This window comes from Acetobacter sp. ESL1128 (assembly GCF_058505085.1).
In genome coordinates, this window is the sequence record NZ_CP196369.1 from 643,015 (window position 1) to 655,778 (window position 12,764).

Annotated in this window: 15 protein-coding genes; 7 read left to right on the top strand and 8 right to left on the bottom strand. The window is 63.1% G+C overall.

The features are described from left to right. Positions 1-63 precede the first annotated feature (63 nt). From pqqE to ACSYTG_RS03095, 8 genes are all read right to left on the bottom strand, one after another. The gene (gene pqqE / locus ACSYTG_RS03060) at positions 64-1,152 is read right to left on the bottom strand and encodes a pyrroloquinoline quinone biosynthesis protein PqqE (protein ID WP_489783741.1); all 1,089 of its coding nucleotides are present in this window, start codon (positions 1,150-1,152) and stop codon (positions 64-66) included. Next, positions 1,149-1,445: a pyrroloquinoline quinone biosynthesis peptide chaperone PqqD gene (gene pqqD / locus ACSYTG_RS03065; RefSeq protein ID WP_086646625.1), complete on the bottom strand. Its 297-nt coding sequence runs from the start codon at positions 1,443-1,445 to the stop codon at positions 1,149-1,151. The genes pqqE and pqqD overlap by 4 nt, the downstream gene beginning before the upstream one ends. After that, positions 1,442-2,182 (bottom strand): pyrroloquinoline-quinone synthase PqqC, encoded by a 741-nt coding sequence (gene pqqC, locus ACSYTG_RS03070; RefSeq protein WP_086646626.1) that lies wholly within the window; start codon positions 2,180-2,182, stop codon positions 1,442-1,444. Before pqqC ends, pqqD begins: the two co-directional genes overlap by 4 nt. After that, positions 2,179-3,090, bottom strand: a complete 912-nt coding sequence (gene pqqB / locus ACSYTG_RS03075; protein ID WP_095349295.1) for a pyrroloquinoline quinone biosynthesis protein PqqB — start codon at positions 3,088-3,090, stop codon at positions 2,179-2,181. The genes pqqC and pqqB overlap by 4 nt, the downstream gene beginning before the upstream one ends. An 87-nt stretch (positions 3,091-3,177) precedes the next feature. Next, positions 3,178-3,258: a pyrroloquinoline quinone precursor peptide PqqA gene (gene pqqA / locus ACSYTG_RS03080; protein ID WP_035370857.1), complete on the bottom strand. Its 81-nt coding sequence runs from the start codon at positions 3,256-3,258 to the stop codon at positions 3,178-3,180. A gap of 196 nt (positions 3,259-3,454) precedes the next feature. Further along, complete coding sequence (locus ACSYTG_RS03085) at positions 3,455-4,060, bottom strand: GNAT family N-acetyltransferase (RefSeq protein WP_489783740.1); 606 nt, start codon at positions 4,058-4,060, stop codon at positions 3,455-3,457. After that, entirely contained in the window at positions 4,038-4,823 is a 786-nt protein-coding gene (locus ACSYTG_RS03090; RefSeq protein ID WP_489783739.1) for an exodeoxyribonuclease III, read from the bottom strand. The genes ACSYTG_RS03085 and ACSYTG_RS03090 overlap by 23 nt, the downstream gene beginning before the upstream one ends. Continuing rightward, on the bottom strand, positions 4,820-5,191 hold the full coding sequence (locus ACSYTG_RS03095; protein WP_415420091.1) for a HesB/IscA family protein: 372 nt from the start codon (positions 5,189-5,191) through the stop codon (positions 4,820-4,822). The genes ACSYTG_RS03090 and ACSYTG_RS03095 overlap by 4 nt, the downstream gene beginning before the upstream one ends. 137 nt (positions 5,192-5,328) lie before the next feature. On the opposite strand from ACSYTG_RS03095, the gene ACSYTG_RS03100 reads away from it, so the two are divergent. The 7 genes from ACSYTG_RS03100 (at position 5,329) to tatC (ending at position 12,761) form a co-directional block, all read left to right on the top strand. Then, the gene (locus ACSYTG_RS03100) at positions 5,329-6,519 is read left to right on the top strand and encodes a deoxyguanosinetriphosphate triphosphohydrolase (RefSeq protein ID WP_253527798.1); all 1,191 of its coding nucleotides are present in this window, start codon (positions 5,329-5,331) and stop codon (positions 6,517-6,519) included. 40 nt (positions 6,520-6,559) lie between these two features. Next, the gene (gene argS / locus ACSYTG_RS03105; protein WP_489783738.1) at positions 6,560-8,359 is read left to right on the top strand and encodes an arginine--tRNA ligase; all 1,800 of its coding nucleotides are present in this window, start codon (positions 6,560-6,562) and stop codon (positions 8,357-8,359) included. Continuing rightward, positions 8,359-9,375 carry an SPOR domain-containing protein gene (locus ACSYTG_RS03110; protein ID WP_489783737.1) on the top strand — a complete coding sequence of 339 codons (1,017 nt, stop codon included), beginning with the start codon at positions 8,359-8,361 and terminating at the stop codon, positions 9,373-9,375. Before argS ends, ACSYTG_RS03110 begins: the two co-directional genes overlap by 1 nt. Positions 9,376-9,395: 20 nt before the next feature. After that, on the top strand, positions 9,396-10,355 hold the full coding sequence (locus ACSYTG_RS03115) for a segregation and condensation protein A (RefSeq protein ID WP_489783736.1): 960 nt from the start codon (positions 9,396-9,398) through the stop codon (positions 10,353-10,355). Then, the gene (gene scpB / locus ACSYTG_RS03120) at positions 10,352-11,113 is read left to right on the top strand and encodes an SMC-Scp complex subunit ScpB (protein ID WP_489783735.1); all 762 of its coding nucleotides are present in this window, start codon (positions 10,352-10,354) and stop codon (positions 11,111-11,113) included. The genes ACSYTG_RS03115 and scpB overlap by 4 nt, the downstream gene beginning before the upstream one ends. A 74-nt stretch (positions 11,114-11,187) precedes the next feature. Then, positions 11,188-11,943, top strand: coding sequence for a Sec-independent protein translocase protein TatB (tatB, locus tag ACSYTG_RS03125; RefSeq protein WP_489783734.1), 756 nt, complete (start codon positions 11,188-11,190; stop codon positions 11,941-11,943). Beyond that, the gene (gene tatC, locus ACSYTG_RS03130) at positions 11,940-12,761 is read left to right on the top strand and encodes a twin-arginine translocase subunit TatC (protein WP_095349286.1); all 822 of its coding nucleotides are present in this window, start codon (positions 11,940-11,942) and stop codon (positions 12,759-12,761) included. Before tatB ends, tatC begins: the two co-directional genes overlap by 4 nt. Positions 12,762-12,764 lie beyond the last annotated feature (3 nt).

Sequence of the window (12,764 nt, forward strand, 5' to 3'; positions counted from 1 at the left end):
ACGTGGCATCCGTGGCGTTGTTTGGGTCAGGTGGTGGCCGGTTTTGTAAAAACCCTTTTTACCTCAGGCGTTCCCGAAGCGCCTGTAGCGGAAGGGGGGCGGCGTTTGGGGGCGCTGGGCAATAGCCTGCGTGACCTGTTTGTGATCGGGGGCCTTGTGGCAGACCGGGTCTGCCGCATCCGCCTTGCCGGCCAGTGCCAGTGCCTGACAACGGCAGCCCCCCCAGTCTTCCTCCTTGAACGCGCAGGACTGGCAGGGCTCGGGCATCCATTCCGTGCCGCGGAACAGGTTAAAAATGGGGGAATCCTCCCATATGGCAGCAAGGCCTGCCTCGCGCACATTGGGGAAGGTGATGTTGGGAATGGTTTCCGCCGCGTGGCAGGGGAGCACCTTGCCTGTGGGGGTAATGTTTAAAAAACGCTGGCCCCACCCGCCCATGCAGGGTTTGGGCCGGTCCTCGTAATAATCGGGGGTAACAAAATCTATGCTCATGCGCCCTGCCAGCCGGGTGCGGGCTGCGGCTACAGCTTCGGTCGTGGCCTCTATCTGGACACGGTCGGGCAGGAGGGCGTCGCGGTTAAGCAGGCCCCAGCCATAATACTGGGTGTGGGCAATTTCCACCCGTCTGGCGCCAAGCTGTTCAGCCAGTTCCAGCATGGCGGGCACACGCTCGGCATTCTGGCGATGGATGACAAAATTGAGCGTGAGCGGCAGACCCTCTGCGGTAATCAGGCGCGCTGCTTCCAGCTTTTTGGCGTGTGCGCCTGCCATGTTGGCAATGCGGTCTGCGCTGGCGGGGTCCACGTCCTGAAAAGACAGCTGGATATGGTCCAGTCCTGCATCGGCCAGAGCGCGCAGTGTGTCCGGGCGGATCAGCACGCCAGAGGTGATCAGGTTGGAATACAGGCCAGCCTGTGCTGCGTGGCGCACAAGTTCTGGCAGGTCGGGGCGGGCCATTGGCTCCCCGCCAGAAAAATGAACCTGCAACACGCCCATCAGCGCCGCCTCGTCCAGCACACGCTGCCATTCCGTGGTGCCTAGCTCCTGCGTTCTGGGGTCGAGCATAAGCGGGTTGGAACAGTAGGGGCATTGCAGGGGGCAGCGGTGGGTAAGCTCCGCCAGCAGGCTCATGGGGGGAGGGGGCGCGCTCATGCGGGCAGCAGCACCTGCTTTGTGGCCAGTTCTGCCACCATGGCCAGCACGTCCTGCGCAATAACGGCACGGGGGGCGGTAAATTTTTCGGCCAGCAGGTCTATAATGGTGTGGAGCGGGCGGGTGCCATCCACCAGTTGCAGCACTTCGGCGGCAATGGCATCGGCATGAAAAGCGCGCTCGGGGGCCTGAATAAACCAGACCTCCCGCACGCGGTCATATTGCAGGCGGGTGCCACGCGCAAAGCGTGGCACGGTCGTCTCGCACAAAGTTGGGCCTGTGGCCTCGGTCATGCCTGCGGGCCTGGGCGGAATGCACCGGGGGGAACACGCCCGGGGACCACATAGGCGTAATCCAGTGCATCCAGCATGGACCACAACACGTTGCATTTGAACTTGAGCGCGTTGAGCACCGCTGTCTGCTGCTCTGCCGTGCGGGCGTGCTCGCGCACATAGGCCAGCGCAAAAGCGGAATCCTGCGGGGCCTGCGTAAGCCGGGGCTTGAAGTAGGCGAGTGTTTCCTCGGTGACAAAATCGTAGTTGCTGAGCATGCCCGCAACCCGCTCGCTGATAATGGTGGGGGAGAACAGCTCGGTCAGGGAGGAAGCAATGGCCTCCAGAATGGAGCGTTCCCGCACGAACTGCACATAGGCTTCCACGGCAAAGCGCGTGCCGGGCAGCAGCCCATCGAGCGATTCCACATAAGCGCGGTCCAGCCCGAGGCCATCGGTCAGTTTGAGCCAGCGGGCAACACCCCCCGTGCCGGGCTGTGTGCCATCATGGTCTTCCAGCCTGCGCCGCCATTCACGCCGCAGCTCCGTGGTGGGCAGGCGGGCCAGCAGGGAGGCATCCTTGGCGGGAATACTGGCCTGATAATAATAGCGGTTCAGTGCCCAGGCCTGTACCTGCCCTTTGTTCAGCTTGCCGTCGTGCAAGGCACGGTGGAAGGGGTGCAGGTTGTGGTAGCGCTCGGCACCAATGGCGCGCAGGGCGGCTTCCAGTTCATCAGGGGTGAGAATACGGTCTGTCATAATCTTACCTTCATGCCATCAAAGGCCACTTCCCAGCCTGCGGCTTCGGCCTGCTGGCGCTCGGTGCTGTCGGCCAGCAGAACAGGGTTGGAATTGTTGATGTGGATGAGGATTTTGCGGGTCACATTCAAATCCGCAAAAGCGCAGAATGTGCCATCGGGCTGGTCGGCGAGGGACATATGGCCCATGCGGTGGCCGGTTTTGCTGCCAAGGCCCGCGCGCACCATTTCATCATCCGTCCAGAGCGTGCCGTCAAAAAAGACGGCGTCGGCTCCCTGAATGTGGGCGCGCAGTTCATCCGTCATCATCGCGCAGCCGGGAATAAACAGGGCGCGGGCGGTGCCATCGGTTATTTCCAGCCCGATGGTTTCACCATTCGTCATGATTTCGGCCGGGTTTTCCGCTTTTTCGGCATAAAGGGGGACTTTGCCGGGAACGGAAAACGGGGTGATGCAAAAGCCCGGTGGGTCCAGGGCAATCGGGCGGTCGAGCACCATGGGCAGGCGGGGCACCAGTGTACGGTCGAGCGCTGTAAAAATGGGGTTTGCGTCCAGCTGGTCCAGCACCGGCTGCGTTGCATACAGCTCAAACGCCTGCCGCTCGCGCAGGGTGAGCAGGCCGGTAATGGCGTCAATTTCCCCACTGGTCAGCACAACCCCGGCAATGGGGGTGGAGCGCAGGCCGGTGCGCGGGTGCAGGTCGGGGGTCTGGTTGATCTGGGTCCGCAGGTCGGGGGAGGCATTCAGCACGTACCACGACGTGCCATTCCCGCTAACGGCTATGGAGGCCTGTGTGCGGGCGGGGGCTGCGGGGTCACCCGCGCGGGCGCGGCGGCAGGCAGGGGCGTTGGAGTTCCATTGCGGAAAACCGCCACCAGCGGCTGCGCCAAGGACGACAATATCAAGCATACGACGCTTTCTAAACAAAAAAGCCGTCAGGGGGAAAGTCGGTGAGGCACCAACCCGCCTGACGGCTGAGAGAGGGCATGCCCTCTCTTATTTTTTCTGACCGCAGACATAGCTGTTGATTTCTGCGCCCAACGGAATTTCCGTCACTTTCGGTGCGTTCCAGGCCATGATGTTTCTCCTTGGCATTGGGTGTGGTGTGCACAAAACGCAGCCACACATCGCAGGTACGTGCGGTGCGTCAGAGCGTGGTTAGTGTGATGAAAAAAAACAAACGTGCAAGGGCTGGTACTGCCATAAGGGGGGAAGGTGCGGCCTTATCACGGCAGTGTGATGGCGCATGCCCGCTTTGAGCGGCGCAACTGTTTCATTTTGAAACACATTCAGCCGCCGCAGGGACAGCATACTGCATGGCGCAGCGGGGTATTGCGGCAAGGCCGGTGGCGTGCTCATCCGCCAGTATGCTGGCCAGCCGTGCGTCCAGTGCGGCATCGGGCACATGGCAAAACCCGGCCGAGGCATAGAATGGCGCGTTCCATGGTAAGTTGACAAACGTGGTGAGTGTTACGCGCTGCAATCCCCGCTTCTGTGCGGCTGTGCATACGGCGTGCAGCAGGCGGCGGCCCAGCCCCTGGCCCTGTGCCGCCCGCGTGACCGACATTTCCTGAATATGCAGGTCCTGCCCGTAAGGGTGCGCTGTGACAAACCCCAGCAACGGCCCCGCAGCACTGGCCGCAACCCAGCAGGCTTGCGCGGCTATGCTGGCAGTATGTTCGGCAAGGGGGAGCACATCTCCCCCGGCCAGCCCGGCCAGTTCCGGTATGGTGGCAAATGCCTGTGCGGCATCGCGCTCCAGTGCAGGCAGGTGCGGGGCATCCGCCAGACAGGCGGGGCGGATGGTGCAGGGCAGGCAGGCACCCGTGGCAGGGTTGCCCGCTGTGCCTGTGGGCCTAGTTGGGTGTGGGTACGCCATTTTCCAGCGTGACAATAAGCGGCACGTGGTCGGATGGGCGCTCCTTGCCGCGTTCCCCCCGGTCGGGTTGTGCTGTTTGCAGGCGTTCGGCCACACGGGGGGAGAGCAGCATATGGTCGATCCGTAACCCGCTGTCCCGTGGCCATGCTCCGGCCTGATAATCCCAGAACGTATAGGCCGCACCGTGGGGGTGCAGGGCGCGCAGGGCATCGGTCAGGCCCAGCCAGCGCAGTTGCCGCCATGCTGCCCGGCTTTGCGGGCGTACAAGAGCGTCATCCGGGGCCAGCGCACCGGGGGCGCAGTCCTCTGGGGTGGGGCAGATATTGTAATCCCCCGCCAGCACAAAGTCCGTATCCTGCTGCAAAAAATCCTGCGCGCGCGCGGTGAGTGCTGCCAGAAACTCCAGCTTGGTGGCGTAACCCTGCTCCGCGCCGGAATTGCCATTGGGCAGGTACAGGTTGCCCAGCACCAGCCCTTGGGTGCAAACCTCCACATACCGGGCGGCAGGGTCGGTAAAGCCGGGCAGATGCTCGGTTGTGACCGTAAAATCCCCACGGACCAGTGTGGCTACGCCGTTATAGGATTTCTGCCCCACAACGGCGCTGCGGTAGCCTGCCTGCGCAAAAACCTCGGAGGGAAACAGATGCGTCTCGCATTTGATTTCCTGCAACATCAGCACATCGGGCTGTTCGCGCGCCAGCCAGTCCAGCACCAGATCCTGCCGCAGACGCACCGAGTTGATGTTCCATGTCGCGATTTTCATGCGAGGGAAAAGCTCGTGCCGCACCCGCAGGAGGACGCCGCATTGGGGTTGGCCACGGCAAAATGTGCCCCCATCAGCTTGTCCTCAAAGGTCAGTTCCGCCCCCGCCAGCAGGTCCAGACTTGTGGGGTCCACCACCACCAGCGCGCCGTTTTTTTCTATGCGCACGTCATCAGCGGCCAGCCCGCCGGGCGGGGTGAGGATGAACTGATACTGGAACCCGTTGCACCCCCCTGCTTCCACCGCTACGCGCAGGGCAACCGGGGCTTCCTGCCCGCTGGTGGCACTGGCCTGTTTTTTGGCGATAACGCTGGCAATGCGATTGGCAGCGGAGTCGGAGACGGAAAAAGTGGGGGCTGGCTGTGTCATACCCCCATAGATAATCCGCCCGCGTGCAGGTTTGAAGGGGCAAGACGCCTCCAATGGTCAACTTTCCTCCAATAGCCTAAGATCAGGCGGCATGGTCCGTGGGCATTGTGCCGCCCGGACAGGCCAGGAGGTGCGTAATGCTGCAAGCCACACAACGCGATGAGCTGATGCCCTATGCCGTGCAGCCCGGCGAGGGCCGGGGCAGGCGCCTGCACGCAGAGCCCGAATCCCTGACCCGCTCCCCCTGGCAGCGTGACCGGGACAGGGTGGTGCATTCCTCCGGCTTCAGGCGTTTGCAGTATAAAACGCAGGTGTTCATTAACCACGAGGGCGATTTTTTCCGCACCCGGCTGACCCATTCGCTGGAAGTGGCGCAGGTGGCCCGCTCCATGGCCCGCTACCTGCGGCTGGATGAAGACCTGACCGAGGCCGTGGCCTTGGCGCATGACCTCGGCCACACGCCCTTTGGTCATGCGGGGGAAGATGCACTTGCCGCGCGCATGCAGGAGTACGGCGGGTTTGACCATAACGCGCAGGCGCTGCGGCAGGTCATGCTGCTGGAGCGGCGCTATCTGGCGTTTGATGGCCTGAACCTGACATGGGAGACGCTGGAAGGGCTGGCCAAACATAATGGCCCCGTGCGCAGGCCATCCGCCAGACTGGCGGAGGTGGATGCGCTGTTCCCGCTGGAGTTGGGCGGTTATGCCTCGGCCGAGGCACAGGTGGCTGCTCTGGCAGATGACATTGCTTACCACGGGCATGATCTGGATGATGGCGTAAAGTCCGGCCTGCTGTCGCTGGATGATCTGGTGGATGTGCCACTGGTCGGGCAGGCTCTGGCCGAAGCCCGCGCACTGGCGGCAGACCTGCCAAAAACCGACACCCGCACCCACCAGCGTATCCGGCACGAAATGGTGCGCCGTGTCATTCATGCTCTGGTGACCGATGTGCTGGTGTGCACACGCGCGCGGCTGGCGGATCTGGCCCCGCGCAGTGTTGAGGATATTCGGGCCGCCAATGCGCCCGTTGTGGCCTTTGGCCCCGCCATGGATGAGGCCAATAAGGGGATCCGCAAGTTCCTGTTTGCCAAGCTGTACAGGCATTGGCGGGTCAACCGCATGACCCACAAGGCCCGCCACGTAACGGGGGAGCTGTTTTCCACCCTTACGGAGTCGCCAAACCTGTTGCCAGCCGAATGGCAGCAGCGTCTGGGGGATAAAGATAAGGCAGCCGTGCACCGCACCGTGGCGGATTACGTGGCTTCCATGACCGATCGATACGCCATGGAAGAACATAGGCGGTTGACGGACCTGGCCGTTGCAGGCTGATAAACGCGTTTGCTGCACCAATTACGGGGTTGAGTCGTCTATGTCCGAGTGTGTTTTCCAGCGTTACCGTCATCATGTTCTGGCCGTTGTGCGCGAACTGTTGCCCGACGTGGCGGAGGAAACGCTGGCCCGCGTGGAATTGACCCCCACGCGTGACCCCGCGCACGGGGACATGGCAACAAACGCCGCCCTGCTGCTAGCCAAGGCTGCGCGCCGCAAACCGGCCGATATTGCGGCTGATCTGGTCAGCGCCCTGCAAAAGGTGGAAGGCATTGCTGCCGTGGCTGCCGCCGGGCCCGGTTTTGTCAACATCACCCTGCAGCCCGCCGTGCTGCGGGCCGTGCTGCCCGTGGTGCTGACTGTGGGTGAGGCCTATGGCCAGTCCACAGCAGGCAAGGGCGTGCGGGTGAATGTGGAATACGTATCCGCCAACCCCACCGGCCCCATGCATGTCGGCCATTGCCGCGGTGCCGTGGTGGGCGATGCACTGGCCAACCTTATGGCCAAGGCCGGGTTTGACGTGATCAAGGAATTCTACATCAACGATGCGGGGAATCAGGTCAAGGCGCTGGCATGGGCGGCATACTGGCGCTACCTGCAGGTGCTGGGTACCAGAATGACGCAGGACGATTTTTCGGCCCTTGCCCCCGGTGGCCTGCAATATCAGGGCGAATACCTCATTCCCGTGGGTGAGGCACTGGCAGCCGAGTTTGGCAACAAGCTGGCTGAAGTGGACGTGGACGGAGCACCCCTGCCAGCCCCTGCCGCAACATGGCTGGAAACCGTGCGCGGCTTTGCCGTGACCCATATGTTAAGTGCGATCAAGGAAGACCTCGCAGCCCTTGGCGTGCACCATGATGTGTTTTCGTCCGAGGCGGATGTGCTGGCCCGTGGCGTAACCGATACCGCCATAGACCAGCTGGCCAAGGCCGACCTGCTGTACAACGGCGTGCTGGAACCCCCCAAAGGCAAACTGCCAGAAGACTGGGAAGAGCGCGAACAGCTCCTGTTCCGCTCCACCAGCTTTGGGGATGATGTGGACCGCCCGCTGCGCAAGTCGGATGGCACCAACACCTATTTTGCCAACGATATTGGCTACCACATGGACAAGGTCGCCCGTGGCGCACAGGTCATGATTGACGTGTGGGGGGCTGACCATGGCGGTTACGTCAAACGCATGAAGGCCGCCGTAAAGGCCCTTACGGGGGATACCGTACCGCTGGAAGTGCTGCTGTGCCAGATCGTGCATATTCTGCGTGATGGTCAGCCGGTCAAAATGTCCAAGCGTGCAGGCACGTTTGTTACCCTGCGGGACCTGATTGACGAAGTCGGGCGTGATGCCGTGCGCTTTACCATGCTCACCCGCAAGAGCGATGCCCAGATGGAGTTTGATCTGGACCTTGTGGTGGCCCAGCAGCGTGATAACCCCGTGTTTTATGTGCAGTATGCCCATGCCCGCTGCCGCTCCGTGCTGCGCAGTGCCGCAGAAGAAGGGGCCTACGGCGCAGTGGACAACGCAGCCCTTGCCTCCGCTACGCTGGACAGCCTGACCTCGGACGCGGAAATGGCTCTGGTGCGCCGTCTGGCTGAATGGCCGCGCATGGTGGAAGCCGCCGCCTTTGCGCGGGAGCCGCACCGTATTGCGTTCTATCTGGCCGAACTGGCGGGTGATTTTCATGCGCTGTGGAACCGTGGGCGTGATGATGCGTCCCTGAGGTTCCTGCAGGCTGGTGCGGTGGAAGCCACGCGCGCGCGTCTGGCCCTTGTGGCGGCTACGGCGGCGGTTATCCGCTCCGGCCTTGCGGTTATGGGTGTGGACCCGGTGGAGGAAATGCGCTGATGAGTGAGGATGACCGCCCCAGCTCTACGGTGGAAGAACGGATCAGCCGTGCGCGTGAACGCATGAGCATGGATTATGACGACAAACCCGCCACGCGCTCGGCCACAGGCAACAAATTGGCCAGTGGCAGCAAGCTGATGGATATGTTCACCAGCTTTTTGGGCAGTGAGTCCGGCACGCGGCGTCTGGCTTACGGTGCGGCCGGGCTGGGCGGGCTGCTGGTGCTGGGCATTGGCGGCTGGGCTGTGCTGGGCCACCACCAGAGCGGTATTCCCGTTATGGGGCCACCCCCGGTTGCCATGCGCACCAAGCCGGTTGATCCGGGCGGTATGCAGCTTGATACGCTGGCCCTGCCCGATGCAGATGCAAACCAGCAGGGTCACCCCGTGCCCGCGCCTGAAAAACCCAACCCCGCAGCCCTTGCCGCCCAGTATGGTGGCCAGCCTGCCCCGGCGGGTGCCCCAGCCCCCGTAGCGGCGGATAATGCAGGCGCCACTCCGCCAGCGGGTGCGGCTGCACCAGCGGCTACCGCAGCTGAACCCACAGCGCAGGATGCCGCACAGGCCGATGGCGCAGCCCTTAAGCCTGTGCCCTCCGCCGCGTTGCCCGCGCAGGGGGCGGACGCTCCCGCAGCCGAGGCCGCAGTGCCCGAACCGCTCAAGGAAGCCCCCATTCCCACGGATGATGCCTCCGATGGGGAAGAGGAAGTCGCCCCGGTTGCCAAACCTGCGGCCAAAAAAGCCGTAACTGCTCCACGTGGTACGGCAGGGGGCAAGTATCAGGTCCAGCTGGCAGCCCTGCAAACCGAGGCAGAAGCCCAGAAGGAATGGGCACGGCTTAAAACCCGTTACCCAACCCTGTTCGGTGGTGTTACCCCCGCTTTTGTCCGTACCGAGCAGAATAACGCCACGTTCTACCGCCTGCGCGTGCTGGGCTTTGGTGCCGTGGCGGATGCAAAGGATTTCTGCGCCTCGGTGCGTGAGCGTGGTATGGCCTGCATGGTGGTGCGTCCCTGACGCCACCTGTGGAACGCTTGATGGAATCCCAAACTGTGCATCCGGCAGGGGAGGGCACGCAGCCCCCTCCTGCCGACAAACCGGCAGACCCGCAAACCACTGCGCCGCATGATGCAGCGCAGGACCACGTGCCACGTGTACCGCTTTTGCGGCTGGAGGGGTTTGAAGGGCCAATGGACCTTCTGCTCGATCTGGCGCGGGCGCAAAAGGTGGACCTCGCCCGGATTTCCATCCTGCAACTGGTCGAACAGTATCTGGCTGTGGTGGAAAATGCCCGCCGTGTCCGGCTGGAACTGGCAGCAGACTGGCTGGTTATGGCCGCATGGCTGGCATGGCTCAAATCCCGCCTGCTGCTCCCCGCCGATGACGAACTGGCCATGGAGGGGGAGGAAGCCGCCGAGCTGTTGCAAGAACGGCTGATAGAGCTGGCCTGCATGGGCGAGCTGGCCCGCTGGCTGGATGTACGGCCCCGCCTTGGGCGTGATGTGTTTGCCCGTGGCCTGCCCGAAAATCTGGTGGAGGTGGACCGCTCCGGTCTGGCGCTGGATATGGCCCAGCTTATGCGGGCTTACCTTGCCTGTGTAAGACGCACCGCACGCAGGCGGATTTACGCCCCCCGCACGATCCGGTTCTGGACCGTGCAGGATGCGCTGAGCAGGCTGACCCGCCTGCTGGGCGAAACCCCACCGGGCTGGAGCACGCTGGACGCTTTTCTGCCAGACAGCCTGCCCGGTCAGGCGGAGGGGGAGGATGCCCTGCGCCAGCGCCGCGCCGCCATGGCAGGCACCCTGATCGCAGGGTTGGAACTGGCCAAGACCGGGCGGCTTGAACTGCGGCAGGATGAAACCTTTGGCCAGATCATGCTCCGCCCGCACGAGCAGGCAGAGGCCACCGACCAGCAGCCCGAACCGGAGGAAGACCCCACCCCCGCAGAGGACGCCACGCTTGGGCACACCAGAGAAAAGAAGCAGGACGCATGACCATCCCCGCCCCCCTGACTGTGCCGGATGAAGCCGTAAGGCTGGCCGAAGCCCTTATTTTTGCCTCGACCGAACCCGTGAGCGCCCGCCGTCTGGCGGACCTGCTGGAAGGCAGGCAGATTATGCCCACGGGGGAGGAAGACCTGGGGGCTTTTGTGGCGGCTGTTCTGGCCGAACTGTGCCGCCGTTATGAGGGTAGGGGCGTGTTCCCCGTAGAGGTGGCCGGTGGCTGGCAGTTCCGTACCGCCCCCGATCTGGCACCGCTCTTAACCCGCGTGCTGGAGCGGCCAAGGCGGCTGCCCCGCGCGGTGATGGAAACACTGGCCATTATTGCCTACCACCAGCCCTGTACCCGTGTGGAAATAGAAGAAATTCGTGGCGTAAGCCTTGGGCAGAATGTGCTCGATACCCTGATCGAAGCGGAGCTGATTGCCCCGCGTGGCCGCAAGGAGGTGCCGGGCAGGCCGGTCTTGTGGGGCACCACGGCCGACTTTTTGCGTCATTTTGGCCTGCGCGCACTCTCCGACATGCCGCGGCGTGAGGAGCTTATGGTGGATGTGCCCCAAAATCCGGGGGAGGGCGGGCTGCCCCAGTCGGCTATGGCGTTTCAGGCCGCAGGGCAAGGGCCTGATGAGGGCCCCCACTCCCCGGGGGATACCCCGGAGCAGGCGGGGGAAGAGCCAGAGGTACCCCTCGCAACCGGCGCGGCAGATGAGCAGGTTGCACAGGTTGCGGTTCCCGCCCCCGATGGTCCGTGATAGAGATGCACGCCCTGACTGTGTTGCAGGACTATGTTGTGGGTCGCATGGGGTGGGCGTGAACGGGGCTTGGTATGTTTGATTTTGCATGGTCGGAATTCGCCCTGATCGGCGCGGTGGCTCTGGTTGTTATTGGCCCCAAGGACCTGCCGGTTGCTATTCGCGGGCTTGCAAAAGGCATTAAAAAAGCCCGTGCGCTGGCCAGTGAGTTCCAGTCCCACCTTGATGAGGTGGTGCGTGAGGCTGACCTGTCCGAGGTAAGCGAGCATGTGCGGGACCTGAAAAACCTGAACGTGCGCGGCCGGATCATGAAGGCGCTGGATAGCGATGGGAGCCTGAACAAGGCTGTATCCGCCCCACCCGTAACCGAGCGTTTTGTCCCCTCCGGCCCCAGAGCGCTGGATGCCATGCCCCGCTCGGCAAGCCCCGCCCCCGCAACAGCGGACTACGCCACCACGCCTATGGGCCATGAGCACTACGGCTCCGCTCCGGCATGGCAGGAAAGTGTGCAGGACCGGCAGGTGGACAGTGCTCCCCCCGAACTGCCCCCCATTATTGTGCGCCGCATCCTGCGTGAGCAGGACCGGCTGCATCCGCCTGCCATCCTCCCCCCCGTGCGGCTTATGCATGCAGGCCATAGCGTGGCCCCCGGCGTTATTGCCGGGCTGGAGGACCAGCCCATTACGGGGCAGGCCGTTGCGCCTCCCTTTACGCCAGAGCAACCCACCCCGGCGGGCGCAGAGCCAGCGGGGGAAGAGGCCGAGAATAGAACGCAGGCCGTTACGGCAGCACATGGACCCGCCAGCACGACAACGGACCCGCAGGCATGAGCGATAACGCCCCTCATCAGGAAGACCCGATCCACGACCAGCCCATGCCTCTGCTGGAGCATTTGCTGGAGCTGCGCCGCCGCCTGCTGTGGTCGGGGGCTGCGTTTATTGTGTGCTTTGCCCTGTGCTACCATTACGCGGGTGATATTTACCTGTTTCTGGCCCGCCCGTTAGGCGAGATCATGCGCCAGCGTGGGGAGCAGCCCCACCTGATTTATACCGCACTGTATGAGGCGTTTTTTACCTATATCCGGGTGGCCCTGTTCGGGGCGGCGTTTTTGTCCTTTCCCATAGTCGCCATACAGGCGTGGATGTTTATTGCGCCGGGGCTTTACCGCTCGGAAAAACGGGCTTTTGCACCGTTCCTTATTGCAACGCCTGTGCTGTTCGTGGCCGGGGCGGCGCTGGCGTATTACTTTATTTTCCCTGTGGCATGGCGGTTTTTCGTGTCGTTCCAGACGCCGGGTGCGGGGGGCGATCAGGTACAGATCGAACTTCAGGCCAAGGTGTCGGAATATCTGTCTCTGGTCATGAAGATGATCATGGCGTTTGGCATTGCGTTCGAGCTGCCGGTGGTGCTCAGCCTGCTTGCCCGTGTGGGTATTGTGACCTCCGCCATGCTGCGCAAGTTCCGCCGCTACGCCATTGTGGGCGCGTTTGTGCTTGGGGCCATTTTTATGCCGCCCGACCCCATTACCCAGTTCGGTCTGGCTGTGCCGCTGGTGTTGCTTTACGAAATTTCCATTCTGTGTGCCCGCCTGATCGAGCCTAAACGGCCGCTGGCGGATACGACCAACCCCGAGCAGGAGGTTCCCTGATCC